Origin of the sequence: Pseudodesulfovibrio pelocollis (genome assembly GCF_030282845.1) — a bacterium.
Taxonomy (GTDB): Bacteria; Desulfobacterota; Desulfovibrionia; order Desulfovibrionales; family Desulfovibrionaceae; genus Pseudodesulfovibrio; species Pseudodesulfovibrio pelocollis.
Genome location: NZ_JASTWE010000031.1, coordinates 1 through 25290 on the forward strand (window position 1 = coordinate 1; position 25290 = coordinate 25290).

Genomic DNA, 25290 nt, shown 5'->3' on the forward strand with positions numbered 1-25290 from the left:
GCCGTTGCCCATCAACCTGCAACAAGGGGAATCCATGCGCGCAAAAGCCCTTTGCGGACCGATCACGGCCCTGTGCCTGTGCCTGCTGCTGACGCTGCCGGGCCGCGTCGCCCTGGCGGGCGACGCCCTCTTCCAGTATTCCACCATCGACGCCCTGCTGGCCGGGCTGTACGATGGCCAGTTGAGCATCAGGGATCTCAAGGACAAGGGCGATTTCGGCCTGGGCACCCTCAACGGCCTGGACGGCGAACTGGTGGTCCTCGACGGCGAGGCCTACCACATCACTGCCGGGGGCAAGGCGCAGATTCCGGCCGATTCGGCCCGGGTGCCCTTTGCCACGGTCTCCTTTTTCCAGGAGGACGCCATCCTCAAGCTCGGCCGCATCGGCTCCCTCGATGAACTGAACCGGGCCGTGGAAGAGGGGCTGCCCTCGCGCAACGCCTTCTTCGCCATCCGGGTGGACGCACGCTTCCCCTTTGTCAAGGCGCGGGCCATCCCCAGGCAGAACGCGCCCTACGTCCCCCTGGCCGAGGCGGTCAGGGAGCAGGTGGTGGTCCAGTTCTCGGGCGAGGGCACGCTGGTGGGCTACTACTCGCCGCCCTTTGTCAAAGGGGTCAACGTGCCCGGATTCCACTGGCATTTCCTGACCCGGGACCGCAGCGGAGGCGGCCATGTGCTCGACTGCTCCATGGACCCGGCCACGGCCCGCATCGACACCCTGCGCGAGTTCACGGTGCGCCTGCCCGCCACCAGGGAGTTCGACGCCCTCGACCTCTCTGGCGACAAGAGCGACGAACTGCACGCGGTGGAGCAAGACGCCCCCAAGCAACAATGACCCGCCCGGGAGGAGCATGAAACCGTTCACCGTGACCGTTGACGCCGATCTGGCGGCCATCATGCCCCGCTATTTCGAATTGCAGCGCACCGATCTGGCCGAGGTGGCCAAGGCTGCGGCCTCGGGCCGGGCCGAGGTGGTGCGCCTCTTCGGCCATCGGCTCAAGGGCACGGGCGCATCCTACGGCTTCCCCCGCCTCTCGGAACTGGGCGCGGCCATCGAAGGGGCGGCCCTGGCCCACGACCTGGAACGCGCGGCCGACCTGGCCGCCGAGGTGGGCCGGTTTCTCGACGCCGTGCGCGTGGTCTACACCGGGGGCGCGGCCGATTCGGTCCGGTATTCCGGGCACGGTCCCGGGCATGGTCCCGGTCATGACCCATCTGGAGCTGGCCGATGAAGATACTCATGCTCGCCATCAATGATCCGGCCGGGACCGCCATCCAGTTCTGCCGGGCCATCAACCGGCACACCCCGTACACGGCCCGGCTGGCCACCCTGGAAACCCGCTACACCCACGCCTGGGAAAAGGACCTGCACCTGCCCGACCTGGGGCCGGACGGCGTGGAAGAGCTGGGCATGCTCATGCGCGAGGCGGATGTCTTCCACTTCCACATGACCTGCGACGAGCGCCAGCCCTTTGGCCCCCATCTGCCCGCCGACCATCTGCGCGGCAAGGCGGTGGTCCATCACCACCACGGGCATCACGATTTCCGCACCAACCCCGGGGCCTTTCGCGACAAGTACCAGCGGCTGGGCCGGACCAACCTGCTGGTGAGCACCCCGGACCTGATGAAGCTGCTGCCCGAGGCGCGCTGGCAGCCCAACCTCGTGCCCGTGGACGATCCGCTGTTCACGCCCCTGCCCGGCCGCTTCGAGCACCCCGGCCCACTGCGGGTCTGCCACTCGCCCACCCGCAAGGACCTCAAGAACACCGACGACTTCCTGGCCGTGGTCAAGGCCATGGAATGCGGGCCGCTGCGGCTGGCCGTGGACCTCATCGACGATGTGCCCAACGCCGAGTGCCTTGCCCGCAAGCGGCGCTGCCATGTGCTCTTTGACCACATGCAGGGCTATTACGGAGTGAGCAGCCTGGAAGGGCTCTCCCAGGGGCTGGCGGTCATCGCCGGGCTCGACGCCTGGAACCGCGAGCAGGTGGCCGGGTTCGCCGGAACCGACGACCTGCCCTGGGTGCTGGCCGCCATCAGGTCGGACCTTGAGGCCCGGCTGCGCGAATTGGCCGGGGACCGCGACCATTGCCGCGCCGTGGGCGATGCCTCGCGCCGGTTCATGGTCGAGCGGTGGTCTGATCGCGCGGTGGTGGAGCGGCTGGCCCGGTTCTACGAGGCCATGTGATCGACCACCTTTGCCTTTCGGCCCGGATTCCAGTATAGACTTTCGGCAGAAGCACAATGCGGAATTGAACGACAGGCAGAGAGACAGGAAGGGCGACAGGAAGAGTAATGACGAAAAGCAAGGGGCAAAGGATACTGCTGGCGGTCGTGATCGTGGCGGCCGGGCTCGCGGTCGTCGTACTGCGCGGCGGGCCGGGCCAGACCTCTGGACAGGGCGCTGGAGCGGGCCAGGTGCGCATGGCCGTGGACGCCACCGTGATCCCGTCCGACATGCCCTCGGCGCAGCCTGAATTTCCCGCCGAAGCGCAGCCCGGAACCCCACCCGAACCCCCGGCCCAAACCCCGGCTCCCGAAGCCGCCGCGCCCGCGCCTTCCGAGGCTCCGACCACCGCGCCTCCCGCTTCCAAAGTCTCTGCGCCCAAAGTCTCTGCGCCCAAGGCTTCGGCTCCTGAAGCACCGGCTCCAGGGGGCACCATCACCGCCGCGTCCCTCGAATCGACCGCCGGGGACTTTGTCCTGACTCTGGCTGGCGACAGGCCCCTGGGGAGCGTGGCGCACCTGACCCTGGCCTCGCCCCCCAGGCTGGTGCTCGATCTGGCCGGTTCCTGGACGCTCAAGGCGCCCAATGTCCTGCGCGAGGAGAGCGGCCCGGTCCGTCATGTGGTCATCGGCGCGCACCCGGACAAGCTGCGCTTCGTGGTCCATCTGCGCGAGGATTCGGTCCTCGACCGGCTCGGGGAGCCGACCACGGCGCGCCAAGGCAACACCCTGCGCGTGACCGTGCCCATCGCCCGGCAGCAGTGAGCCGCCCCCGGCCCACACCCCGCGCACGCTCTCGTTTCCCAATCGTAACAAACAGGTCATGCCCCCGTAACCGCACCCGGATAGACAGCATGGATTCGCTGCGTCTCACGGGCGCGGAGCCAATAATTCCACACCGGGAGTTTCGATAGGCATGAGCAACGCCATCAAGGTGGCCTCCACCAATCTCGATTTCTATTACGGGGATTTCAAGGCGCTGGAAGACATCTCCCTGGAGTTCCAGCGCAACCGGGTCACGGCCCTGATCGGTCCGTCCGGCTGCGGCAAGTCCACCTATCTGCGGTGCATCAACCGCATGAACGATCTCATCCCGGGCACCCGCGTGGCCGGACAGATGGTCCTTGACGGCCAGGACATCTACGCCCCCGGCCTGGACGTGGTCTCCTTGAGGCGGCGCATCGGCATGGTCTTCCAGAAGCCCAACCCCTTTCCCAAGACCGTCTTCGAGAACGTGGCCTACGGGTTGCGGGTCAACGGCATCAAGGACAAGGCGTTTCTGGAGCAGGCCGTGGAGGAGAGCCTCAAGGGCGCGGCCCTGTGGGACGAGGTCAAGGACCGCCTGCATGCCTCGGCGCTGGGGCTTTCGGGCGGCCAGCAGCAGCGGCTATGCATCGCCCGCGCCCTGGCCGTGCAGCCCGAGGTGCTGCTCATGGACGAGCCCGCCTCGGCGCTCGACCCCATCGCCACCCAGAAGATCGAGGACCTCATCCACGAACTGAAGAAAGATTTCACCATCATCATCGTCACCCACTCCATGCAGCAGGCCGCGCGCGTCTCCGACCGCACCGCCTTCTTCTACATGGGCAGGCTCATCGAGGTGGACAACACCAAATCCATGTTCACCAAGCCGGGCAACAAGCAGACCGAGGACTACATCACCGGCCGCTTCGGCTAGGTCGCGACGCCCGTTGACAGCCCGGGGAGGGCGTGCAACCGACAACAATTGACGAACAACGACACCGCGTCGCCAGCAGGGACCGGGTCCGGAGGAATATATGGAACAGCGTGCTCATTTTTCCAAGAAACTTGAAGACCTGAAGGTCGAGGTGCTGCGCATGGCAGCCTTGTCCGAGGCCGCTGTCCACAAGGCGGTCAAGGCGTTTCTCGAAAACGACGCCGATCTGGCCGAGGAGGTCATCCTCGGCGACGCGGCCATCAACAAGCTCGAAGACCACCTGGACAACTACACCCTCGAACTGCTGGCGCTCGACCAGCCCATGGCCATCGACCTGCGCAACATCGTGGGCAGCCAGCGCATCACGGTCAACCTGGAGCGCCTGGGCGACGAGGCCGTCAACCTGGCCCACCGCGCCATGTTCCTGAGCACGCGCCCGCCCCTGCCGCACAATCCCAGAATGGAGAGCCTCGCGGCCACGGCCAAGCGCATGCTCTCCGACGCGCTCAAGGCCTATGTGGACGAGGACGTCTCCCTGGCCGGGCAGGTCTGCCGCACCGACGACAAGGCCGACGACCTCAATATCGCCATCCTGCGCCAGTTTGTCAGCGAAATGGTCTCGGAGTCGCGCATCGTGGAGCGCGGCGTCCACGCCATCATCGGCGCGCGCCACCTGGAGCGCATCGCCGACCTGGCCACCAACGTGGCCGAGTCCGTGGTCTTCATCGTCGAAGGCACAAGCATGAAGCACAATTGCAAGGAATAGCCGACCATTTCACTCATGTTTCAGGACCGGCGGGCAGGCGCTCGCCGGTCCTGTTTTTCTGCCGCCTTTTCCAGGGGTTCGCGCCCCGGCGAGACCGGCCCATGCGCCCGGAATCCGCCTGGGAAAAGGAGTTTACACGGTGTCGTTTTTCCGATACAAGCAGGATTCTTCTTTGATCGGGGGTCGGCAACGGCCCCACGAGCGTAAAGAGGACGGAAGCGGCCTCAATGCCGACCGCGCACCCCAAGGCTCGACTGCCTCGGAACGATCTCCCTTGGGACGCGCTGGTACCGTCTTCTTCAACATAAAGCGCTAAAATACATTGTCCGAGGTCCGTTGTGGAGGTAACTCATGGAAAACACAAAAGAAACTATTGAATCGACTGAGATGGAACTGAACTTCGCCGACGCGCTCGACGAATACCTCAATTCCGATTTCGGGGATCTTGACGAAGGCACCATCGTTATCGGCGAGGTGGTCAAGATCGACAAGGACACAGTGCTCGTGGACGTGAATTTCAAGTCCGAAGGGCAGATCCCCATCAGCGAATTTCTCGATGCGGACGGCAACGTGACCGTCGAGATCGGCGAGAAGGTGGATGTGTTCGTGGCCCGCAAGAACGAAGCCGAGGGCACCATCTACTTGTCCCGTGACAAGGCCAAGCGGATGCAGCTTTTTGATAAACTGGAAGAGCTGATGGAGAAGGACGGCGAAGTCGTCGGCCGCATTCTCCGCCGCATCAAGGGCGGCTACACCGTCGATCTCGGCGGCGTGGAAGCCTTCCTGCCCGGTTCTCATGTGGACCTGCGGCCCGTCCCTGACATGGACGCCCTGGTCAACAAGAAGTTCGACTTCAAGATCCTCAAGATCAACCGCCGTCGCAGCAACGTCATCGTCTCCCGCCGCGTGCTTCTCGAAGAGATGCGCGGCGAGCAGCGCGACAAGCTGCTCGACACCATCGTGGACGGCCAGGTGGTCACCGGCAAGGTCAAGAACATCACCGAGTACGGCGTGTTCATCGACCTGGGCGGCCTCGACGGCCTGCTGCACATCACCGACATGTCCTGGAAGCGCATCAAGCATCCCAAGGAAATGGTCCAGTTGGGCGACGACCTGGAGCTGAAGATCTTAAGCTTCGACCGCGAGGCGCAGAAGGTCTCCCTGGGACTGAAGCAGCTGGTACCCGATCCGTGGGAGAACATCGCCGAGAAGTACCCCGAGGGTGCCCGCTTCACCGGCAACATCACCAACCTGGCCGACTACGGTGCCTTCGTGGAACTGGAAAACGGCGTGGAAGGTCTGGTCCATATCTCCGAAATGTCCTGGACGCGCAAGCTGCGCCACCCCTCCCAGATGGTCAAGGTGGGCGAAGAGGTCGAGGTCATCGTCCTCGGCGTCGATCAGGACAAGAAGCGCATCAGCCTCGGCATGAAGCAGATCAGCCCCAATCCCTGGGATGTGGTGGCCGAGAAGTACCCCGAGGGCACCGTGCTTGAAGGAGCCATCAAGAACATCACCGAGTTCGGCGTGTTCATCGGCATCGAGGAGGGCATTGACGGCCTGATCCATGTCTCCGACATCTCCTGGACCAAGAAGATCCGCCATCCCTCCGAGGTCTACAAGTCCGGCGACGCCGTCCAGGCCAAGGTGCTGACCGTGGACAAGGAGAACGAGAAGTTCACCCTGGGCGTGAAGCAGCTGACCGAAGACCCGTGGACCCAGGTCCCGGCCAAGTACCCCGTGGGACAGATGATCACCGGTACCGTGACCAACATCACCGACTTCGGCCTCTTCGTCGAGGTGGAGGAAGGTATCGAGGGTCTGGTGCACGTCTCCGAGATCAGCCGCAAGAAGATCAAGTCCCCTTCCGAGATATACAAGGAAGGCGACACCATCGAGGCCAAGGTCATCCATGTCTCCGCTGATGAGCGCCGCCTCGGCCTGTCCATCAAGCAGACCAAGGAAGAGCCTGCCGCCGTTTCCGGCGGACCGCGCAAGGCCAAGAGCTTTGGCGGCGGCGTCGATGCCGGCTCCACCCTGGGCGACCTGCTCCGCGAGAAACTCGAGGAGGCCGCCAGCGACATCCTCGAAGAAATCGCCGAGGAGGAAGCCAAGGAAGCGGCTGCCGCCGCACCCGAGCCCGTCGAGCCCGAGACTGTCGAAAGTGCCGAGTCTGACGAAGACGAGAGCAAGTAGAGCGACGCCGTGCGTTTGGAAGGAACACGACTGCGTTTCTCCCAGCGCCACCCCTTTCTCTTCGGGGTGATGATGATACTGTTGGCCGTGGTCCTCGTCATGGGGGCCACGGCCTTTCTTCGCTCCGTGGGGCTCGGCCCCGGGGGCGGATTCGGTGCGTCCAAGCTCGGCGTGGTGGAGGTGGAGGGCATGATCCTCGACTCTGCCGAAGTGGTCGGGTGGATACGCACCCTCAAGGACGACGATTCGATCCAGGGCGTGCTGCTGCGCGTCAACTCCCCGGGCGGGGCCATTGCGCCGTCCCAGGAAATCTATCAGGCCGTGGCCGATCTGGCCGGACTCAAGCCCGTGGTCGCCTCATACGGCACCGTGGCCGCCAGCGGCGGCTACTACGCCTCGGCCCCGGCCCATGTCATCATGGCCAACCCCGGCTCCATCACCGCCTCCATCGGGGTCATGGCCGAGTTCGTCACCGTGGCCGAGGCCCTGGAAAAGCTCGGCATCAAGCCCGAGGTGCTGACCACGGGCAAGTTCAAGGCCGCAGGCTCTCCCATGCGCGACCTGACCCCGGACCAGCGCGAGCAGCTCCTGGGACTGATGCGCGACCTGCACGACCAGTTCGTGGATGATGTGGCCGCAGCCCGCAAGATGGAGCGCGCCCGGGTGGCCGCCGTGGCCGACGGCAGGGCCGTCACCGGTCGGCAGGCCCTTGAGCTGGGGCTCGTGGACATGCTCGGCAGTGAATCCCAGGCCTTTGACCAGCTCAAGACCATGTGCGGCATTGAAGGCCGCGCCGTGCTCGTGCGCGGGCCGGTCAAGGAGCGCTCCCTGCTTGAGCGCATCGTCGGCTCGCTGAAGATCGACCTCTCCTCCCAGGCCGTCCAGGGCTGGACCTTTTCCTACAGATAATCCCGCTCCCGCGAGACTCGCAGCCCCTCAGGCGCTCGTCGTGGCGTGCGTCAAGAGACCGCCACAGCCAAGGTCGCGCCCGCAGCGCAGACAGCGGCGGGGAACCGTTGGCCAGCCGCCCGCCGCCTCTTGTGTCAGGCAACCCCTCAGTGCCGGTTGACCCCGGACCGCCGCAGGTGGTCGAGCAGAGCCACGGCCTCTGCGGGCGGCGTGCGCTCGCAGCGCGTGTAGCTCCGGCCGTCCGGGGTGCGGGTGACCAAGCCATGGTCCACCAACTCGCGACGCAGCAGCGCGTGATCGCCGAAGAGGTGGGCGTCCTCGATCAGGGCGTTGACCTCCCTCTCGGTCATGGCCGTGCGGGCCGGTATGCGCGCCCAGACGACCCAGAGGCAAATCATGCGCTGGGTGAATTTCCTGGGCCAGCGCACGAGCCGCCGCCTGTCGTCGAAGAGGCGGGCCAGACGCCTGACCAGGACAAGATCGACCGGGCCTGCGGTCGGCACCGGAGCGCCCAGGGCCTCCCTGGCCGCCAGTTGGGCGCGCAGGTGTTGGATGTTGCGGAATCCGCCCGCCCTGGCGAGCAGGTTGAGCATCTCCACATGGCCGGGGATTCGTTTGAGGTCGTCGAGTTGATGGCGCAGGGTACGGGCGAAGTCGGAAACATCGGCCACGCACAGGGGCATGGGTGTTCTGGGCATGACATATCCTCGTTGTCGCGCCTGTCGCGGGATGGACTGCCGGTGGTCGCCGACTTCCGACTCGGCACGAAACAAGGTGTCGGGTGGAAAGGATGAAAAGGCAGGTTTAGCTCCCCGTACGGGGCGGCGACGCCTGGGTGAACTGCCGACCGAAGGAAGGGATAGCCGATATCCGGCTCCAGCGCAACTGGCTGCGCGTCAGCCGAGGCAGTATCCGGCGAAGCGGCGAAGCAGGTCGGCCGATTCGGGCGTTTCGCGCACAGAGGCGCGCACGGCTTCGGGGTCGCCGCCGTGGGCCACGATCTTGGCGGCCTGGGCCGTGACATAGTGGCCGGTGGCCTCGGCGTCGAACTCGGGATGGAACTGCACCCCCCAGGCGCGGGAACCCAGGCGGAAGGCCTGGTGCGGATCATGGTCGCTGGTGGCCAGGATCACACTCTGCGGCGGCAGCGCAAGGGCGGTCTGGGAGTGGGTCACATGGGCCGGGAACACGGGCGGCATGGCCGAAAACAGGGGGTCGTCCGCAGCCTGGGCGGTCAGGGTCACCGCCACGGTGCCTATCTCCGGGCCGTCGGGATGGTAGGCGGCGCGGCCGCCCAGGGCGTGGGCCATGAGCTGGTGCCCGAAACAGATGCCCAGCAGCGGAAGCCCGGCGTCCATGGCCAGGGAGAGCCAGCGCCCGGCGGCCAGCATCCAGTCCGCGTCGTCCGTTACCATGTCGTGGGAGCCGGTGATCACGCACCCGGCCAGCCCGGCCGGATCGGGCAGGGGCTCGCCAAGGCGGACATCGGCGCGGACCCACTGCCCCGGATCAAGGCCCATGGTCTGGGCGGTCCAGTGTTCGAAGTCCCCCCTGACGGCGGCGAGGCCGTCAAAGGTGGAGCCGGTCTTGAGGATGAGCATGGGGCAAAAGGCGGGCATGGCGACACCTCGGGCGCTAGCGGTTGGCAAAGGCGCGATGGTGGCCCAGGCCGACGGCCAAGTCAAGACGGCCGGAGCTTGTGGGCCGCATGGGTTCAGTGGGGGATGGCAGATGAGAAAGCGTTGACGATGACCACGCCCGCGACGATGAGGCCGATGCCCAGCAGGGCGGGCGCGTCAAGGGACTGCCCGAAGAAGAAATACCCCACTGCGGTTATCAGCACGATGCCGAGTCCGGCCCAGATGGCATAGGCGATGCCCACGGGCATGGCCTTGAGGGTGATGGACAGGCAGTAGAAGGCTCCGGCGTAGCACAGCCCCATGACCAGGGTGGGCCACAGCTTGGTGAACTGCTGCGACTTCTGGAGGAACGACGTCCCGGCCACTTCGAGGACAATGGCTGTCAACAGCGACACATAGGTGGTCATGGCGGAGCTCATACGGGCTCCCTGGTCATGGCGAGCAGGCGCGCATGAAGGGCGACCCTGTCGTCGATTCTCTCACCCTCGGGCAGCATCAGTTCGGCCAGCCAGACGCCATCGGCGGCCAGCCGGACCACGGTCAGAGCCGTGGTGCCGTCGGTCCTGGCGTGCCTTTCGAGGCGGTCTGCCAGCCACTGCCGCCAGAGTGCGCGCAGCCCGGGCTCGGTGAGCATGGCAATAGACAGGGCCGCGCAGACATTGTTGCTGGCAAAGGCCTCGGCCCGGAAGACCGTGGCCAGATAGGCCCTGGTGAACCGGCCATGGGCTTCAGGATCGGCAGCCATGAAACGGTCGATCTCCCGGCCCATCTGGCCGAGCAGGTCAGAAAACGCCGCCTCAACCAATGCCTGTTTGCTGGTGAAATGATGGAAAACCCCGCCCTTGGTCACCCCGGCCATATCGGCCACGGACTGGATGGTCAGCGCGGCCAGACCCCGCTCCACGCAAATCTGCGCCGCGCAATCGAGAATGGCCCGCCGGACCAATTCCGGCTGTTTTTTGCGTTCATGTGCTGTTGTCATGCCCGAAACATACCGTCCGTCCGGTTTGATGTCAAGTTCTGGCCGGTCCTTGCGGCGGGGTATCTCGCCTTCCAGCCGGACGACGACTTGAACATTAAGATCGAGTGCGGTATTACAAGGAAAACCGGAGAGACGATGATGGTACGTACATATTCCAAACCTTGGACCCGGCGCAGGTTCATCAAGGCCGGGGCCATGACAGCGGCGTTCATGGCCATTGGCGGGTGTGCCAAGAACCCGGTCACCGGCCGCAGCCAGCTGATGTTCGTCAGCGAGACCGATGAGATCACCATGGACAGGCAGGCCGCCCCGCACCAGCTCTCGGCCGACTACGGGCGGACGCAGGACGGGGAGCTCAACGCCTATGTTTCCGAGGTGGGTCAGCGGCTGGCCGGGGTCAGCCACCGGCCGGAGATGCCCTACAACTTCCAGGTGGTCAACGCCACCTACGTCAACGCCTACGCCTTCCCCGGCGGGACCATCGCCTGCACGCGCGGCATCATGCTCGACATGGAGAGCGAGGCCGAGCTGGCTGGCCTGCTCGGCCACGAAATCGCCCACGTCAACGCCCGGCACACGGCCTCGCGCATGAGCACTTCCATCCTGGTTTCCCTGGCTGCCGGGGTAGGCGGGGCCCTGATCGGGGCCAAATACGGTGGAGAGATGGGTGCCCTGGCCGGCGGCCTGGGTGCCTTTGGCGCGGGCATGCTCCTGGCCTCATACAGCCGCGCCGACGAGCGGCAGGCAGACAGCCTGGGCATGGAATACATGACCCGGGCCGAGTACAATCCCGACGGCATGGCCGGGCTCATGGAAGCGCTCAACGCCCTGCACGACAAGGAGCCCAGCGCCCTTGAGGTGATGTTCGCCACCCACCCCATGAGCAGCGAGCGGCTGGCCACGGCCCGCGCCGAGGCCAATACCAAATACCTGTCGGCCCGCGAGTATTCCATGTACCGGGAGCGATACATGGACAACACCGCTGCGCTGCGCGCCAAGGCGCCCGCGATCAAGGATTTGCAGACCGCGGAGAAGCACCTGATCAAAAAGGAGTACACCAAGGCTGACGAGCACATCGCCTCGGCCCTGGCCAAGGCACCCGACGACTATGTCGGGCTCCTGCTCATGGCCAAAAGCAAGGCCGCCCAGGGGCGTTACAACGAGGGAATCCCCTACGCTGAACGCGCCCGCGAAGCGTATCCGGCCGAACCCCAGGCCCTGCAGCTCAATGGCCTGCTGCTGGTCAGGAACGGGAACTTCGCTCAGGCCCTGACCAATTTCGCGGCCTATGAGACGGCCCTGCCGGGCAACCCCTACTCCGCCTTTTACAAGGGGTACTGCAAGGAGGGCATGGGCGACCGACGCGGGGCTGCCAGCGAGTATGTGCGCTTTCTCGAGCAGGTCAACCAGGGCGATCAGGCCAAACACGCCTATTATCGGCTGGTGGAATGGGGCTATGTTCAAGGCATGGCCGAGCCCGTGTCCAACCCCTTCAGGGGGCTGGCCTAGCGCGCAACCGATCCATTCAGGGGGCGAGCGAACCGGTAAAACAAGACCGGGGGAGAACCTGTCAATGGTTCTCCCCCGGTCTTTTTAGTGGCGTGATGCCGGCTTAGTGGACGTAGACCTTGAGGTTCTGCCCGGCGAAGATGGTGTTGCTGGAGTTGATGGAGTTCCACTTGCGCAGCTCGGCCACGGTGACGCCGAACTTGCGGGCGATGGCGGTCAGGTTGTCGCCCCGGCGCACCTTGTAGCGCACCAGTTGGGCCTTGGCCTGTTCCGCGTCCTTGACGGCCTGGCGGGTGGCCTGGCCGGAATTGTCCGGGACATAGAGCTTCTGCCCCGCCTTGAGGGTGTTGGCGCGCAGGCCGTTGGATTGCTTGAGCGTGTCCACAGTGGTTCCGAACTTGCGAGAGATGGACCACAGGGTATCGCCGCTGCGCACCACATAATTGCTGCGGCGCGAGGCGATGGCCCGGGTGGACGAGGGCGTGTCCTCGGACGGGGAACTGGCCACCACCCGGCCTTTCTCGTTACCCGGCACCATGACCAGCTGGCCGGGGCGCAGGGTGTCCGACTTGGTGTTGTTGACCCCCTTGAGCACGGCCACGGGCACATTGAAGCGATTGGAGATGCGCCACCAGGAATCGCCGCTGCGCACCGCGTACTGGGTGTAGCCCGCATAGGGGCGCGACCCGGGGTCCTTGAGATAGGCGATCATGCTGTCCGCCTTGGCTGCGGGCAGATAGGCGGTGGTCTCCATGTGCGGCGGGCTGACCTGGCGGCGGTAGGCCGGGTTGTAGTCGTGGAATTCCTTCCAGGTCAGGCCGCCCGCCCGGGCCAGAGCGAGCAGATCGGTGCCGCCGGGCACCTGCACGGGCACCACTGCGGGCTCCATGTCCCAGGACACCGGGTTGTAGCCCAGGGTGTCGAGATTCTGGAATATCTTGGAGATGGCGATGAATTTTGGCACATAGTGCTTGGTTTCGGGCTTGAGCTTGGCGCGGCCTGTGAGCTTGTGGTTGTTGGCCGTCAGCTCGAAGAAGTCGTCGCAATCGGTCAGCTTGAGGGCGCGGGAAATCTTGCCCTCGCCCGCGTTGTAGGCGGCCAGGGCCAGATACCAGTCGCCGAAGCGGTCATACAGATCGCGCAGATGGCGGGCAGCGGCGTCGGTGGACTTGTAGGGATCGCGGCGCTCGTCGATCCACCAGTCGGCCCGCAGGCCGTAGAGGCGGCCGGTGCCCTTCATGAACTGCCACATGCCGCCCGCCCCGGCCCAGGAGTAGGCGCGGACGTTGTAGCCGGACTCGGTGAAGGGCAGGAGTACGAGGTCCTGAGGCAGGCCGTACTGGGTGAAGACGCGGCGCACATAGGGCAGGTGCTGCTGCGAGCGCTCCAGCCAGCGCTCCATTGTCCCACGAGCCTTGTGGTTGAAATAATTGAAATAACGCTCAACGTCCGCGTTGTCGTGATCTTCAAGGTCAAAGAGCAGGCCAAAGCGCGCGTTGAGCACCGCCTGCTCGGCCTGGGTCAATTCCCCTTCGCTCACGGGGGCGGCGATGACCTCAGGGTCCAAGGCCTCGGCGTCATCGGGCACACCGCCCTGGTCTGTCTCGGCGACAGGGTCGCTGACAGGAGCCTTGGCGGCACAACCGGCCATGAAGGTCGCCAACCCGACGATAAGGAGCGCCGCAAAAAGCGGGCGCAGAGATTTGTGTGCGTCCAATTTTTCCTCCGGCTTCCCGCACCCAGTATCAGAAAAACAGGGACTTGGGAAGTCTAGAAAAAGTCTTACATGTGCTGAGCCGATGAGAACTGTGCTACCTCACCTGACCCGGGATTGCAATAGCTTGGCAAAACCCCTACATAGTCGCGGTGCGGTACGCAACCATGTGCAACTCTTTGCCGCACCGAGACAAGGCGGGGACACTATGCAGGACGGCCAGCAGGACAAGAAGGACGGCAAGATATTCGTGGTCGGCAACAAGCCCGTGAGGGAGCTGCTGCTCGACGACCCTTCGCGGGTCGATTTCGTGGCCTTTCGCCAGGGCCGCCACGATGCGGCGATGGAGGACATCCTCGCCCTGTGCCGCAAGGCCGGGGTCCCTTTCCGCTCGGTGCCGCCCAAGGACCTGGACTTCATGTACCGGGGCAATCACCAGGGCGTGGCCGCCCGGTGCGCGGCCCTGTCCTACGTCTCCCTTGAGAGCCTGCTGGAGACCGCGCCGGAAGCGCCCCTGCCGCTCATCGTGGCCCTGGATCAGGTCCAGGACACGGGCAACGTGGGCGTGCTGGCCCGCACGGTCTATGCCCTGGGAGGGGCCGGGCTCATCGTCTGCCAGCACCACGGCGCCTATCTCGGGGCCGGGGCCGTGCGCTCCAGCGCGGGCGCGCTGAACAAGCTGCCCGTGGCCAAGGCGGGCAATCTGGCCGTGGCCCTCAAGGATTGCGTCAATCACGATTTCACCATCTACTGCGCCCGCTCGGGCGTTGAGGCCCTCAACGCCTACGAGGCCGAGCTGACCACCCCGGCCGTGCTGGTCCTCGGCAACGAGGAAAAGGGGGTGCGCCCCGGCGTGGCCAAGCTCTGCCACCACGACCTCTCCATCCCCCTGCGGCGCGAATTCGACTCCCTCAACGTGGCCCAGGCCGGGGCCGTGCTCGTCTCGGAGTTCGCCCGCCGTATGGGCTGATCCCGCGCCTTTCCGTCTGTCCGGCTTTGGGGTATCGTCGGGCCATGCGCATCGGACGATACGAGATTCGCGGCCTGTTGGGCCGGGGCGGCATGGGCGCGGTCTACAAGGTGGCCATGCCTGTCACCGGGCGCATGGTGGCCCTCAAGGTCCTCAGGCCCGCCGACATCCTCCTCGACATCATGGGCCGCGACGCCCTGACCGCCCTGTTTCTGGCCGAGGCCGCCACCATGGCCCGCATCAGCCACGCCAACGTGGCCTCGGTCCTCGATGTGGACGAGGGCAACGACACCACCCCGCCCCACTTCACCATGGAATACTATTGCGGCAACCTCGGCGCGCTCATGGGTGAGACCTACGAGGTGGAACGCCCCTCGCGCAGGCTGGGCGCGGCAGCGGCCCTGCTCCTGGCCCGCCAGATACTCCACGGCCTGGACCGGCTCCACTATGAGGGCATCGTCCACCGCGACGTCAAGCCCTTCAACGTCATGCTGGCCGAGGACGAGGGCGGGCCGGGCACGGTCAGGCTCATCGACTTCGGCCTGAGCCGGTTGCGCGGCGAGCGCCCCCCGAGCCACCCGGGCATGGTGGTGGGCTCCCCGTGGTACACCGCGCCCGAGCAGGAGGCAGACCCGGACAGCGCCGACGCCCGCGCCGATCTCTTTTCCGTGGGCGTGACCCTGCACCGGATGCTCACCGGCCATTTGCCCGAACCCGGGCAGGGGGCGGCCCCGCTTTTGGCTGCCTCCGATCTCTCCGGCCCGGACTGGGACAGCTTCTTCGCCCGCGCCCTGGCCGCGAACCCGGACGACCGCTTTGCCGACGCGCCTGCCATGCTCGACGCCCTGGACCGGGTCCAAGCCGACTGGCTGGCGGCCCGCGAGGCGGTCTGCTCGGCGGCGGACCTGCTGGCCGAAACGGCGCAGCCAGATACCGGACACGCACGGTCCACGCCGGTCAAGGTGGGAGCGCGGCAGGCACGGCCATTCTTCGGGCTCGACGAACTGTGGCGGCCAACGAACACCGCCCCGGCCGAGTTCTCGGACCAGGGCGACGGCACCGTGCTCCAACCCGGGCCGAGCGGCCACGGCACGGGCCTGGTCTGGGAGCGGCACGGCTCACGCTATCCGCTGACCTGGGAACGGGCCCAGGCCCACGCGGCACGGCTCAAGGAGCGCGCTTACGGCGGCCGCACCGGCTGGCGGCTGCCCACCGTGGCCGAACTGGCCGGGCTCATGGGCCGCGCCGCGCAGCCGGGCCTCTCCTGTCAGGCCCCGGTCTTCGACCCGCGCAAGGCGCGACTGTGGAGCGCGGACACCAAGGCCTTCACTGCCGCGTGGTACGCGGACGCCGAACTCGGCTTCATCGGCTGGCAGGACCGCACCTGCCGCTTCTTCGCCCGGGCCGTGTGCCCGGCGTAAACCCACCAAAGCCGACGCCAACGCCAGCGGGCCGACACCCTCAGAGGATGTCGGCCCGCTGGCATTTACTGTGACCATGCGCGGGATCAGCCCCCGGCAGGCTGCCCGGCCGCCGCCTCGTCCAGGTACCACAGGGTGCGTTCGGCATTGACCCTGGCCGCCGGGTAACGGGCCGGGGCCGTGGGGTCGGTCATGATCTCGCCCACCAGGGCGCGCTTGTCCGGGCCAGACACCAGAAAGAGGGCCGTGCGGGCCGCGTCGAGCACGGGCAAGGTCATGGTCACGCGGTCCACGCGCGGCTCCATGTCCGGCGCGGGCACCGGCTCCACCCAGGCCGTGGAATCCAGCTCGGGCCGACCGGGAAAGAGCGAGGCCGTGTGGCCGTCGCGTCCCATGCCCAGCAGCATGAGGTCGAACCGGGGCGGCCCGGCCTCGCCAAAACACTCTGCCAGGTCGAGGCGCAACTCCCGGGCCGCGTCCATGGCACCCAGCTCGCCCCGGATGCGGACCACATTGGCCTCGGCCAGGGGAAGGCGGGAGAGGAGCAACTTGCTCGCCTGATGAAAATTGCTGTGTTCGTGGTCGGGCGGCACAGCCCGGTCATCGCCCCAAAAGACCACGGTCCTGTCCCAGGGGATGCACCTGCGCCAGGGCTCCCCGGCCAGCAGCTCCATGATCCGCACCGGGCCGCTGCCGCCGCACAGGGCCAGGGTGAAACGGCCCCGGGCCTCCAGCGCCCTGTGGGAGAGGCCGACCATCAGGTCGGCGGCGGCCCGGCTCTGGGCCTCGACATCCGCGAACACGTGAAACTCCGCCATGGTCCCTCCTGCGGCGTGGGCGATCTGGCGCGCCCGGCGCGCCATACACATGGGGCGGACCATTGCACCAGCCGCGAGCCCGCGTCAACACCTTGCGGTACAATTTCGACACCCGCCCCGGTCGGGATCAGAGCGCTACAACGTACACGCCCACCCGGCCGCCCAGGAAAAAGGCCAACGGCTCACCCGCGTCCAGCCCGGACCGGGCCAGGAACGAGGGGCAGCCGCCGCCTGCCATGAAGCGCCGGAAGCATGCATGGTGCTCGCTTCCGGCCAGCCGCTCGGCCAGGGCTATGGCCACTCCAGCCAGCCAGGTGCCCTGAGCCACGCTATAGTCAGCCACCACCACGAGGCCACCGGGTCTGACCAGCCGTCGCGCCTCGGCCAGAATAGCCAGCCCTGTTTCTGGCGGCTTCTCGTGCAGGGCGAAGCTGATGGCGCACCCGGCAAACCGGCCCGACTCAAGGCCCGTGGCCGAGGCGTCGGCCAGCAGATACCGCGCACCGCCACCGCGGGCGCGCGCCCGGTCGAGCATGGCCGGAGAATTATCCACGCCCACCACGTTGAGCCGGGCACGGGCGACCATATCTGCCAAGGCACCGGTGCCGCAGCACAGGTCCACCACCGCATCCCCGGGCCGGAGCGGGCCGGAGCGCAGGGCGGCTGCCACGGCCGCGTGCACCGGCCGCAGGAACGGGCCGACCACTGCATCGTACACCGGAGCGATGCGGGCGTATTCGTCGCTGTGGAATGCACCCGGTCTGTGGGTCTCGCGCTGTGTCATGCGCCATTCTTTCCCCATTGACCGCCCATTTCAACAACAAATGGAAGGAGCACGGGTCATTGGACGCCACGGGCCGGATCGTGCTACGTTTGTGGCAGCGACTCACAGCCAGGAGGCCACATGAAATTCACGGGAGTCAACCTGCTCGACGAGTTGAAGCGGGACGAACTGGGAGACCTGCGCGACATCTTCAGCGAACGGTCCTGGCCCGCAGGGGCCGTCATCTTCGACGCGGACGAAACCGACAACCTCGTCTTCATCATCGCCGAGGGACGGGTGCGCGTTTATCTGGCCTACGAAGACAAGGAATTCACCCTGGGCATCCTCGGCCCGGGCGACCTCTACGCCACCCATGCCGGATGCTACGTGCAGGCCCTCGACAACGCACGGCTGCTGGCGGCGGACGTCCACGCCGTGAAACGGTGCATGACCGAAGTGCCCGCCTTCACCCGGACCATGGTCCGGGTGCTCGGCAACATCCTCCAGAACACCTTCTCCATCATCGGCGGCCTCGCCTTCAAGGACATCTACGACCGGCTCATGGACTACATCCTCATCCAGGCCCGCGACAGCGGCGAGACCGTGGTCGAAGGCGAGGACGGGGAGCTGATCGTCACGCTGGGACTGACCGTGGAGCAGCTGGCCCAGCTCCTGGGGGCCACCCGGCAGACCGTGTCCACCCTGCTCAACGACATGGTCCGGGCCGGACTCCTGGAAAAACGCGGCCGGGGCCGCTTTTGCATCCCGGACCTGACCGCCCTGAAACGCGCCGCCGCCGGATTGCCGGGCGCCTGACCGTCCGGATATTTTTTCCGCATTTCTTACTCCGTTTGTCGGCTATCCGACAGACACGCCGCTTGGAGACAGGTACGCTCGTCCCCATTGGCTGTCACACATAAACGGGCCGGGCATCCGCGCAGCCCTAAGAAAATGGGAGGGAGACATGGCGAAGGAACCAAGACCGGTTGAAGAACTCTCCATCTGGGAAGACGCCCGGGCCATGATCAAAAAGGCCAGGGCCGAAGGCATCGAGACCGTGCACGAGCGGCTTGCGCAGCAGACGCCCCACTGCAAGTTCTGCGAGCTGGGCACCACCTGCCGCAACTGTACCATGGGCCCCTGCCGCATCAGCAAGAAGGCCCCACGCGGCGTGTGCGGGGCAGACGCGGATGTGGTGGTGGCGCGCAACTTCGGCCGCTTCGTGGCGGGCGGCGCGGCAGGCCACTCGGACCACGGCCGCGACCTGATCGAGGTGCTCGAGGCCATCGTCGAGGGCGAGACCAAGGACTACCGCATCACCGACGAGGCCAAACTCACGGCCATCGCCGCCGAGATCGGCGTGGCCACCGAGGGCCGCGCGACCATGGACGTGGCCCGCGACGTCATGGACGCCTTCTACGCCGACTTCGGCAGCCGCCGCAAATCCGTCAACTTCCTGTGCCGCGTGCCTGAAAAGCGCAAGGCCATCTGGGCCAAGCTGGGCATGACCCCGCGCGGCGTGGACCGCGAGATCGCGGAGATGATGCACCGCACCCACATGGGCTGCGACAACGACGCGCCCAACACCCTGATCCACGCGGCGCGCACCGCCCTGGCCGACGGCTGGGCCGGGTCCATGATCGGCACCGAACTCTCTGACGTCATCTTCGGCACGCCCACGCCCAGGATGTCCACGGCCAACCTCGGCGTGATCAAGAAGGACAAGGTCAACATCCTGGTCCACGGGCACAACCCGGTGGTCTCGGAGATGATCCTGGCCGCGGCCCGCGAGCCCGAGCTGATCGAGCGGGCCAAGAAGCTCGGGGCCACAGGCATCAACGTGGCCGGGCTGTGCTGCACGGGCAACGAACTGCTCATGCGCCAGGGCATTCCCATGGCGGGCAACCACCTGATGACCGAGCTGGCCATCATCACCGGCGCGGTGGAGGCCGTGGTGGTGGACTACCAGTGCATCATGCCGAGCCTTGTGCAGATATCCGGCTGTTACCACACCCGGTTCATCGACACCGCGTCCAAGGCGCGCTTCACCGGGGCCATCCACTACGACATCCACCCCCACAACGCCATGGCCCAGGCCCGGGAGATAGTGGCCCTGGCCGTGGACGCCTATGCCGAGCGCGACCCCGGCCGGGTGGACATCCCGGGCGAGCCCGTGGATATCATGACCGGCTTCTCCAACGAGGCGGTCATCAAGGCCCTGGGCGGCTCCCTCGACCCGCTGATCCAGGCCATCGCCAGCGGCGACATCCGGGGCGCGGTGGGCATCGTGGGTTGCAACAACCCCAAGTTCCAGCAGGATTCCATGAACGTGGTGCTGGCCAGAGAGCTGATCAAGAAGGACATCCTGGTGCTGGTGACCGGCTGCGTGACCACGGCGGCGGGCAAGGCCGGGCTGCTCCTGCCCGGGGCCATCGATCAGGCCGGGCCGGGACTGCGCAAGGTCTGCGGGTCGCTGGGCATCCCGCCGGTGCTGCACTACGGCTCCTGCGTGGACAACGCCCGCATCCTCCAGCTCTGCGCCGCTCTGGCCAACGGCCTTGGCGTGGACATCTCGGACCTGCCCGTGGGCGCGTCCTCGCCCGAGTGGTACTCCGAAAAGGCGGCGGCCATCGGGCTGTACGCCGTGGCCAGCGGCATCTACACCCACCTGGGCCATCCGCCCAACATCCTCGGCTCCGAGACGGTCACCAACCTGGCCGTGTCCGGCCTGGAAGACCTGGTTGGCGCGTGCTTCGTCATCGAGCCCGACCCGGTCAAGGCGGCGGAGCTGTTCGACGTGCGCATCAGGGCCAAGCGCAAGGCGCTGGGGCTGAGCGAATAACAGAACCTCAGGCGACGGGGGGAAATCCCATTCAAGGGGCGCTCCCCCCGCCGCCATCCTGGCCCTCGCAACGACCAAGGAGCGTGCATGAAGATCGCCTTTGCGGGCAAGGGCGGGGTTGGCAAGACCTCGCTGGCCGCCTGGACGGCCGACCTGCTGGCCCGGCAGGGTCATGACGTCTGGATGATCGACGCGGACACGGCCCTGTCGCTGGGGCAGGCTTCCGGCCTGCCCGCAGGAGCTTTGCCCGAGCCGCTGGTACGCCGGGCCGATCTGGTGCGCGAGCGCATCCACGCGGGCGGGTTCCTTGATCTCAACCCCGAGGTGGGCGACCTGCCCGAGACACTGGCCGTGGACGTGCCCCTTGGCGCTGCGCCGCTGCCCGGAGTCACCCCAGGCCGCAAGCGGCTCCTGGTCATGGGCGCGCTGACCAACGCGGGCGGCGGCTGCGCCTGCGATGCCAACGCCCTGCTCAAGGCGGTGCTGGCCCATCTGGTCATGGGCCGCGACGAATGGGTGCTGGTGGACCTGGAGGCCGGGGTGGAGCACCTGGGCCGGGGCACGGTGGCCCATGTGGACGGGCTGGTGGTGGTCAGCGAGCCGAGCATGCGCGGCCTGCTCGTCGGGGCCGAGGTGGGCCGCATGGCCCGCGACCTGGGGCTGAACAATCAGGTGCTGGTGATCAACCGCCACACCGGGGGCGAGGTGCCCGCCCTGCCGGGACTGCCCGGCTGGAGGCTGACCATGCCCCCCCTCGGCGGACTGGCCCTGCGGCAGATGACGGATGCCTCGGTTCTCGGCTTGCCCGAGGGCGATGCGGTGGACGCGACCCTGGGCCGCATGCTTGACCTGCTGACGCAGTGAACCGGAGCTACTGTCTGGCCAGACTCTCCAGGAACTGTTCCCTGGCGCGGAAAAAGGCCCCTTCTGCCACCAATTCGGCCATGGCCCGGTTGAACTCCTCAAGCCGGGCAACGTGGGGCGATTGCCGGGAGAGAACCACATACACGTCCTGGCACTCCCGGTGCACATACCGGGCCTTGCCCACCTTCCCTTCCAGGCCGCGCTCGGCCACCCGGTGGTCACCTGCCGTCTCGGTCATGACAAAGGCGTCGATGCGCCCGGCCAGAAGCATGCTGATGTTCAATTCGGGCGAAGTTACGGGATACTTGTCGATACGGGGGTCGTCGTCGAACTCGGGATAATACCGGCCGCCCAGAACCGTGCCCACGCGCAGGCCGCGCAAATCCTCATGGCTGGCGATGGCGTGTTCGCGCCCCTTGAGCACGAAGAACGCCTTGCTCGACTCGTTCTTGTAGGGCGGTTCGATGAAGTGCAGATATGCTTCGCGCTCGGGCCTGCGGAGCACGCCGATCATCAGGTCGATCTCGCCGCCCTCCATCATCTTGAGTCCGCGCTTGAAGGGATAGTGGACATATTCGACGGACAGCCCCATCCGGGAGGCCAGCATGCCGAGGAATTCAACGTCTATGCCTGCGGGCTCGCCACCGGGGCCGAGCACCTTCCACGGCGGCAGGTCGTTGAAGGAGACGCGCAGCACGGCCTCTCCCTCTGCCCCGGCCGCAGGTGCCACAGCCAGCGCCACGAGCACCGCCAGCACCGCGACTGCCTGCACCGCGACTCTCAACCCGCGCCGGAACCCCGCATATTCCCGCCTGCCCCGCCACCTCGGACCTACCTCTCCCCTGTTGCGCATGGTCTCCCCTCTCGCTTGCGCCCGTCAAGGGCGGCATCGTGCCAACCTACCAGCACGCAAGGATTTGTCAACCGGGGGGGAAACCTATGGGAGAGACTCTTCGGCAACGGGAAAATAGCGGTTCATGATGGCATCATAGACCCCCGCCTCCTTGAGGTCGTCCAGGGCCTGCTGCCACTCTCCGAGCACCCCGTCCGGCGTGGAGCGCGAAAACGCGATGTAGACCCCGGACGTATAGACGGGTGGCCCAACCCGCTCGAACATGGCCGGGTCCAGCCCGTCGAGCCTGCCCACGAACTGGGCCAGCGCCTTCTCGCCCATGGGCACCAGATCCACCCGGCCCTGGGCCAGCTTGCGGAAATCGTGGGCCTGACAGGTGCTGACATCGAGGTTGGCAAAGCCGCGTGTGACCAGGAACTGATGATAGAAGTCGTCGCGGGTCACGCCGATGGCCCTGACCCGGCGGGCGTCGTCCAGGGAGGCGATGTGCATTTCCGCTCCCTTTCGGGCGTAGAAATAAAGCGTGTCCTCGAACACGGGGCCAACGAAGCGGAACATGGCCTCGCGAGCGGCCGAGCGGCTCATGGGAAAGAGCACCCGGCCGTCCTCCTCCTGGATCTCCCGGTACGCCCTGGCCCAGGGATAGAAGAAAATCTCCGTGTCAGGCCGTCCCAGGCTGTCGAGGATGCGGCGCACGATCTCGACGCAAAAGCCCCGTGGCTCGCCCTCCACCTGATAGCTGAAGGGCGGATAGACCTCGGTCATGACATGCAGCCCGTCAGCCCGGGCCGGGGCAACCCACAGCAGGCAAAGCAGCCCGGCCGCCAGCAGGAAGCGAGATCCCTGCCTGATCACGCGGTTTCCCCGAGATAGGCCAGCTCGCGGGCCAGATCCTCGCACTCCGGCGACTGGTCATGCAGCAGATGACCAAGGCGCATCATCTGCCCGGCCGGAAAGTCCTTGGACCAGCGGTCGAGATAGCCCGCAAAGCCGTACCGCCGGAGCAGCTTGGCAGACTGGGCAAATATCTGCCCGGCCAGGGTGGCCCAATCCGTGGCAAACCGGATGTTCCAGACCGGGTACTCGGTGCCGCCCACCTCGCGCTTGCCCTTGAACTCCACGCTCACCTCAAGCCGCCCATCCGGGCCGGGGGTCAGCGCCCAGTAGTAGAGCCACCCCTCGCCCACCCACTCGAACTCCAGGTGGCGGTAGTCGGCAACCATGTCCGGCGGCCCTTCCAGGCCGTGGGCATCGCACAGGCAGCGAAATAGGTCCTTGAGTGGCTCGGACAGGGCGCAATGGGTGCTCAGGTCGTACTGCTCGCCGTCCAGCACGATGCGGGCCTCAAGCCAGCAGGCCCGGACCTCGGTCAGATACAATTGCAGCGATTTTGCCATGTTCACCTCGCGAAGCACTTTTCCCGGTTGCGGGACCGTACACAATGTCGCGCAATTTATCAAAGGACCGCGCTGGCCGCGCCCCGTGCCTCGTGCCCCGAATCCTGCCGGTTCGCCCAATCCTCGTAGCGCCTGCCCCACCGGCTCAGGGATTCGATGACCGGCATGACGCTTTTGCCCAGTTCTGTCAGCGAGTAGTCCACGCGCGGCGGCACCTGGGGATGCACCTCGCGATGGACCACGCCGTCGGCCTCAAGCTCGCGCAGCTGCTGAGTGAGCATCTTCTGGGAAATGTTGGGGATTGACCGTTTGACCTCGCTGAAGCGCAGGGTTCCGCCGTCGCCCAGCCGGTACATGATGATGGGTTTCCACTTGCCGCCGATGACCTGGAGGGTCAGCTCCACGTTGCAATAGTAGGTCTTGTTGCCGCAATGCTTGAGGGTGCAGGTGACGCCCATGGTTTCTCCGTGACCTGACGCCCTGCCTCGGGCTCGGTCCGGTATCTTTTTGGTGACTATGGCACTTTGCCGTGCGTACTTGATCTTTTTGCCCCAGTAGCAGAAAAGATACTCAGGGTAAACACATCCCCGGCCGCATGTTCCGGGGCAGACAAGGGGGAAGCCCATGGACCTGATGCACGCCCTGCGCACCCGGCGCAGCATACGTAAATTCGAGGACAGGCCCGTTGCCGAGGCCATGATCCGCCAGGTGCTGGAGGCGGCCATGGCCGCGCCCAGCGCGGGCAACGCCCAGCCCTGGCAGTTCGTGGTCCTGACCGATCCGGCCAAACTGGCCGATGCGGCCGCCATTCATCCCTATGCCAAGATGGCGGCCCAGGCACCCGTGGGCATCCTGGTCTGCGGCGATCTCTCCCTGGAGAAATACGCGGGCTACTGGGTGCAGGACTGCTCGGCCGCCATGCAGAACCTCCTGCTGGCCGCCCACGGCCTGGGGCTTGGCGCGGTCTGGACCGGCATCTACCCCATCGAGGAGCGGGTCAGGGATTTCACGAAACTGGCCAACCTGCCGCAGGGCGTCATCCCCCTCGGGTTCGCGCCCATGGGCTGGCCCGCCCAGCCATCGGGCGAGGTCAACAGGTTCCGCGAGGACAGGATTCACTACAACACCTATTAGGAGCAGACCATGAAGGTAGTCGCCATCAACGGCAGCGCGCGCAAGGGGGGCAACACGGCCCTGATGATCCGCAAGGTCCTCGACCAGCTCGAGGCCGAGGGCATCGGAACCGAACTGATCGAGCTTTCGGGCAAGCCCATGCACGGCTGCATCGCCTGCTACAAGTGTATCAAGAACAAGGACCGCCGCTGCGCCGTGGACAATGATTTCGTCAACGACTGTATCGCGGCCATGGATGCGGCCGACGGCATCATCCTCGGCTCGCCCACCTATTTCGCCAATGTCACCACCGAGATGAAGGCGCTCATCGACCGCGCGGGCATGGTCGGCCGGGTCAACGGCGACATGTTCGCCCGCAAGGTGGGCGCGCCCGTGGTGGTCAGCCGCCGGGGCGGCGACATGCTCACATTCAACGCCCTCAACGCCTTCTTCTTCATCGAGCAGATGATCGTCCCCGGCTCCCGCTACTGGAACCTGGGCCGGGGCATGGACAAGGGCCAGGTGTCCGAAGACGCCGAGGCCATGGAAACCATGGAAATCCTCGGCCGGAACATGGCCTGGCTGCTGAAGAAGATTCACGGTTGAGGTTGAACGAGAAAGCCCCCGCA

The 25290-nt window shown here is 66.2% G+C and carries 27 protein-coding genes; 16 read left to right on the forward strand and 11 right to left on the reverse strand.

Translation table 11 applies throughout. The annotated features are described in order from the left end of the window. From budA to sppA, 8 genes are all read left to right on the forward strand, one after another. The coding region (budA, locus tag QQS14_RS11300; protein ID WP_345782799.1) for an acetolactate decarboxylase at positions 1-835 on the forward strand (835 nt) is incomplete at its 5' end. Positions 836-851: 16 nt separating this feature from the next. Continuing rightward, positions 852-1232, forward strand: a complete 381-nt coding sequence (locus QQS14_RS11305) for an Hpt domain-containing protein (RefSeq protein ID WP_285907104.1) — start codon at positions 852-854, stop codon at positions 1230-1232. Next, positions 1229-2188: a glycosyltransferase gene (locus QQS14_RS11310; protein WP_285907105.1), complete on the forward strand. Its 960-nt coding sequence runs from the start codon at positions 1229-1231 to the stop codon at positions 2186-2188. Before QQS14_RS11305 ends, QQS14_RS11310 begins: the two co-directional genes overlap by 4 nt. Before the next feature lie 107 nt (positions 2189-2295). Continuing rightward, entirely contained in the window at positions 2296-2991 is a 696-nt protein-coding gene (locus QQS14_RS11315; RefSeq protein WP_285907106.1) for an AMIN domain-containing protein, read from the forward strand. Between the two features lie 151 nt (positions 2992-3142). Continuing rightward, positions 3143-3904, forward strand: a complete 762-nt coding sequence (gene pstB, locus QQS14_RS11320; RefSeq protein ID WP_285907107.1) for a phosphate ABC transporter ATP-binding protein PstB — start codon at positions 3143-3145, stop codon at positions 3902-3904. A gap of 100 nt (positions 3905-4004) precedes the next feature. Next, positions 4005-4670 carry a phosphate signaling complex protein PhoU gene (gene phoU / locus QQS14_RS11325; protein ID WP_285907108.1) on the forward strand — a complete coding sequence of 222 codons (666 nt, stop codon included), beginning with the start codon at positions 4005-4007 and terminating at the stop codon, positions 4668-4670. Between the two features lie 351 nt (positions 4671-5021). Further along, positions 5022-6866: a 30S ribosomal protein S1 gene (locus QQS14_RS11330; protein WP_285907109.1), complete on the forward strand. Its 1845-nt coding sequence runs from the start codon at positions 5022-5024 to the stop codon at positions 6864-6866. Between the two features lie 9 nt (positions 6867-6875). Further along, on the forward strand, positions 6876-7775 hold the full coding sequence (gene sppA / locus QQS14_RS11335; RefSeq protein ID WP_285907110.1) for a signal peptide peptidase SppA: 900 nt from the start codon (positions 6876-6878) through the stop codon (positions 7773-7775). 146 nt (positions 7776-7921) lie between these two features. Here sppA and QQS14_RS11340 read toward each other — a convergent pair whose 3' ends face one another. The 4 genes from QQS14_RS11340 to QQS14_RS11355 all read right to left on the reverse strand — a co-directional run bounded on the left by QQS14_RS11340 (position 7922) and on the right by QQS14_RS11355 (position 10397). Beyond that, positions 7922-8473: a DUF2087 domain-containing protein gene (locus tag QQS14_RS11340; RefSeq protein ID WP_285907111.1), complete on the reverse strand. Its 552-nt coding sequence runs from the start codon at positions 8471-8473 to the stop codon at positions 7922-7924. Between the two features lie 198 nt (positions 8474-8671). Then, entirely contained in the window at positions 8672-9394 is a 723-nt protein-coding gene (locus QQS14_RS11345; RefSeq protein ID WP_285907112.1) for a glutamine amidotransferase, read from the reverse strand. Positions 9395-9489: 95 nt separating this feature from the next. Next, a complete protein-coding gene (locus tag QQS14_RS11350; protein ID WP_425607925.1) occupies positions 9490-9822 on the reverse strand; it encodes a DMT family transporter in 333 nt (110 codons plus the stop codon). An 8-nt stretch (positions 9823-9830) separates the two neighbouring features. Continuing rightward, the gene (locus QQS14_RS11355; RefSeq protein WP_285907114.1) at positions 9831-10397 is read right to left on the reverse strand and encodes a TetR/AcrR family transcriptional regulator; all 567 of its coding nucleotides are present in this window, start codon (positions 10395-10397) and stop codon (positions 9831-9833) included. Between the two features lie 135 nt (positions 10398-10532). Between QQS14_RS11355 and QQS14_RS11360 the strand changes: the two genes are divergently transcribed. Further along, positions 10533-11906, forward strand: coding sequence for a M48 family metalloprotease (locus QQS14_RS11360; RefSeq protein ID WP_285907115.1), 1374 nt, complete (start codon positions 10533-10535; stop codon positions 11904-11906). A 103-nt stretch (positions 11907-12009) separates the two neighbouring features. On the opposite strand, the gene QQS14_RS11365 is transcribed toward QQS14_RS11360, so the two are convergent. Beyond that, complete coding sequence (locus QQS14_RS11365; protein WP_285907116.1) at positions 12010-13557, reverse strand: lytic transglycosylase domain-containing protein; 1548 nt, start codon at positions 13555-13557, stop codon at positions 12010-12012. A gap of 271 nt (positions 13558-13828) precedes the next feature. Here QQS14_RS11365 and QQS14_RS11370 point away from each other — a divergent pair, with 271 nt between their 5' ends. After that, the gene (locus QQS14_RS11370; RefSeq protein WP_285907117.1) at positions 13829-14590 is read left to right on the forward strand and encodes a TrmH family RNA methyltransferase; all 762 of its coding nucleotides are present in this window, start codon (positions 13829-13831) and stop codon (positions 14588-14590) included. Between the two features lie 44 nt (positions 14591-14634). Next, positions 14635-16011 carry a protein kinase domain-containing protein gene (locus QQS14_RS11375; RefSeq protein ID WP_285907118.1) on the forward strand — a complete coding sequence of 459 codons (1377 nt, stop codon included), beginning with the start codon at positions 14635-14637 and terminating at the stop codon, positions 16009-16011. 86 nt (positions 16012-16097) lie between these two features. On the opposite strand, the gene pgl is transcribed toward QQS14_RS11375, so the two are convergent. Further along, positions 16098-16829, reverse strand: coding sequence for a 6-phosphogluconolactonase (pgl, locus tag QQS14_RS11380; RefSeq protein ID WP_285907119.1), 732 nt, complete (start codon positions 16827-16829; stop codon positions 16098-16100). Positions 16830-16956: 127 nt separating this feature from the next. Next, the gene (locus QQS14_RS11385) at positions 16957-17613 is read right to left on the reverse strand and encodes a class I SAM-dependent methyltransferase (RefSeq protein ID WP_285907120.1); all 657 of its coding nucleotides are present in this window, start codon (positions 17611-17613) and stop codon (positions 16957-16959) included. Positions 17614-17733: 120 nt separating this feature from the next. On the opposite strand from QQS14_RS11385, the gene QQS14_RS11390 reads away from it, so the two are divergent. The 3 genes from QQS14_RS11390 (at position 17734) to QQS14_RS11400 (ending at position 21298) form a co-directional block, all read left to right on the forward strand. Further along, positions 17734-18408 carry a Crp/Fnr family transcriptional regulator gene (locus QQS14_RS11390; protein WP_285907121.1) on the forward strand — a complete coding sequence of 225 codons (675 nt, stop codon included), beginning with the start codon at positions 17734-17736 and terminating at the stop codon, positions 18406-18408. Positions 18409-18556: 148 nt separating this feature from the next. Next, positions 18557-20434 carry an anaerobic carbon-monoxide dehydrogenase catalytic subunit gene (gene cooS / locus QQS14_RS11395; protein ID WP_285907122.1) on the forward strand — a complete coding sequence of 626 codons (1878 nt, stop codon included), beginning with the start codon at positions 18557-18559 and terminating at the stop codon, positions 20432-20434. Positions 20435-20521: 87 nt separating this feature from the next. After that, complete coding sequence (locus QQS14_RS11400; protein WP_285907123.1) at positions 20522-21298, forward strand: ATP-binding protein; 777 nt, start codon at positions 20522-20524, stop codon at positions 21296-21298. Between the two features lie 7 nt (positions 21299-21305). On the opposite strand, the gene QQS14_RS11405 is transcribed toward QQS14_RS11400, so the two are convergent. The 4 genes from QQS14_RS11405 to QQS14_RS11420 all read right to left on the reverse strand — a co-directional run bounded on the left by QQS14_RS11405 (position 21306) and on the right by QQS14_RS11420 (position 24006). Further along, positions 21306-22070, reverse strand: a complete 765-nt coding sequence (locus QQS14_RS11405; protein WP_285907124.1) for a substrate-binding periplasmic protein — start codon at positions 22068-22070, stop codon at positions 21306-21308. A 165-nt stretch (positions 22071-22235) separates the two neighbouring features. After that, the gene (locus QQS14_RS11410; RefSeq protein WP_285907125.1) at positions 22236-23006 is read right to left on the reverse strand and encodes a substrate-binding periplasmic protein; all 771 of its coding nucleotides are present in this window, start codon (positions 23004-23006) and stop codon (positions 22236-22238) included. After that, a complete protein-coding gene (locus tag QQS14_RS11415; protein WP_285907126.1) occupies positions 23003-23548 on the reverse strand; it encodes a hypothetical protein in 546 nt (181 codons plus the stop codon). Before QQS14_RS11415 ends, QQS14_RS11410 begins: the two co-directional genes overlap by 4 nt. 59 nt (positions 23549-23607) lie before the next feature. Next, positions 23608-24006 carry a winged helix-turn-helix transcriptional regulator gene (locus QQS14_RS11420; RefSeq protein ID WP_285907127.1) on the reverse strand — a complete coding sequence of 133 codons (399 nt, stop codon included), beginning with the start codon at positions 24004-24006 and terminating at the stop codon, positions 23608-23610. A 166-nt stretch (positions 24007-24172) separates the two neighbouring features. On the opposite strand from QQS14_RS11420, the gene QQS14_RS11425 reads away from it, so the two are divergent. Both QQS14_RS11425 and QQS14_RS11430 read left to right on the forward strand, forming a co-directional pair. Further along, entirely contained in the window at positions 24173-24682 is a 510-nt protein-coding gene (locus QQS14_RS11425) for a nitroreductase family protein (RefSeq protein WP_285907128.1), read from the forward strand. A gap of 9 nt (positions 24683-24691) precedes the next feature. After that, a complete protein-coding gene (locus QQS14_RS11430) occupies positions 24692-25267 on the forward strand; it encodes a flavodoxin family protein (RefSeq protein WP_285907129.1) in 576 nt (191 codons plus the stop codon). The last annotated feature ends 23 nt before the right edge of the window (positions 25268-25290 follow it).

What these genes read in the sequence shown, in the direction of transcription:
- QQS14_RS11345 (WP_285907112.1), bottom strand. Translation starts at nt 9,394, where the DNA reads ATGCCCGCCTTTTGCCCCATGCTCATCCTCAAGACCGGCTCCACCTTT.
- QQS14_RS11415 (WP_285907126.1), bottom strand. Translation starts at nt 23,548, where the DNA reads ATGGCAAAATCGCTGCAATTGTATCTGACCGAGGTCCGGGCCTGCTGG.
- QQS14_RS11390 (WP_285907121.1), top strand. Translation starts at nt 17,734, where the DNA reads ATGAAATTCACGGGAGTCAACCTGCTCGACGAGTTGAAGCGGGACGAA.
- QQS14_RS11330 (WP_285907109.1), top strand. Translation starts at nt 5,022, where the DNA reads ATGGAAAACACAAAAGAAACTATTGAATCGACTGAGATGGAACTGAAC.
- phoU (WP_285907108.1), top strand. Translation starts at nt 4,005, where the DNA reads ATGGAACAGCGTGCTCATTTTTCCAAGAAACTTGAAGACCTGAAGGTC.
- QQS14_RS11375 (WP_285907118.1), top strand. Translation starts at nt 14,635, where the DNA reads ATGCGCATCGGACGATACGAGATTCGCGGCCTGTTGGGCCGGGGCGGC.
- QQS14_RS11400 (WP_285907123.1), top strand. Translation starts at nt 20,522, where the DNA reads ATGAAGATCGCCTTTGCGGGCAAGGGCGGGGTTGGCAAGACCTCGCTG.
- pgl (WP_285907119.1), bottom strand. Translation starts at nt 16,829, where the DNA reads ATGGCGGAGTTTCACGTGTTCGCGGATGTCGAGGCCCAGAGCCGGGCC.
- QQS14_RS11315 (WP_285907106.1), top strand. Translation starts at nt 2,296, where the DNA reads ATGACGAAAAGCAAGGGGCAAAGGATACTGCTGGCGGTCGTGATCGTG.
- QQS14_RS11350 (WP_425607925.1), bottom strand. Translation starts at nt 9,822, where the DNA reads ATGACCACCTATGTGTCGCTGTTGACAGCCATTGTCCTCGAAGTGGCC.
- QQS14_RS11310 (WP_285907105.1), top strand. Translation starts at nt 1,229, where the DNA reads ATGAAGATACTCATGCTCGCCATCAATGATCCGGCCGGGACCGCCATC.
- QQS14_RS11360 (WP_285907115.1), top strand. Translation starts at nt 10,533, where the DNA reads ATGATGGTACGTACATATTCCAAACCTTGGACCCGGCGCAGGTTCATC.
- pstB (WP_285907107.1), top strand. Translation starts at nt 3,143, where the DNA reads ATGAGCAACGCCATCAAGGTGGCCTCCACCAATCTCGATTTCTATTAC.
- cooS (WP_285907122.1), top strand. Translation starts at nt 18,557, where the DNA reads ATGGCGAAGGAACCAAGACCGGTTGAAGAACTCTCCATCTGGGAAGAC.
- QQS14_RS11420 (WP_285907127.1), bottom strand. Translation starts at nt 24,006, where the DNA reads ATGGGCGTCACCTGCACCCTCAAGCATTGCGGCAACAAGACCTACTAT.
- QQS14_RS11305 (WP_285907104.1), top strand. Translation starts at nt 852, where the DNA reads ATGAAACCGTTCACCGTGACCGTTGACGCCGATCTGGCGGCCATCATG.
- QQS14_RS11340 (WP_285907111.1), bottom strand. Translation starts at nt 8,473, where the DNA reads ATGCCCAGAACACCCATGCCCCTGTGCGTGGCCGATGTTTCCGACTTC.
- QQS14_RS11355 (WP_285907114.1), bottom strand. Translation starts at nt 10,397, where the DNA reads ATGACAACAGCACATGAACGCAAAAAACAGCCGGAATTGGTCCGGCGG.
- QQS14_RS11425 (WP_285907128.1), top strand. Translation starts at nt 24,173, where the DNA reads ATGGACCTGATGCACGCCCTGCGCACCCGGCGCAGCATACGTAAATTC.
- QQS14_RS11370 (WP_285907117.1), top strand. Translation starts at nt 13,829, where the DNA reads ATGCAGGACGGCCAGCAGGACAAGAAGGACGGCAAGATATTCGTGGTC.
- QQS14_RS11430 (WP_285907129.1), top strand. Translation starts at nt 24,692, where the DNA reads ATGAAGGTAGTCGCCATCAACGGCAGCGCGCGCAAGGGGGGCAACACG.
- QQS14_RS11365 (WP_285907116.1), bottom strand. Translation starts at nt 13,557, where the DNA reads ATGGCCGGTTGTGCCGCCAAGGCTCCTGTCAGCGACCCTGTCGCCGAG.
- QQS14_RS11385 (WP_285907120.1), bottom strand. Translation starts at nt 17,613, where the DNA reads ATGACACAGCGCGAGACCCACAGACCGGGTGCATTCCACAGCGACGAA.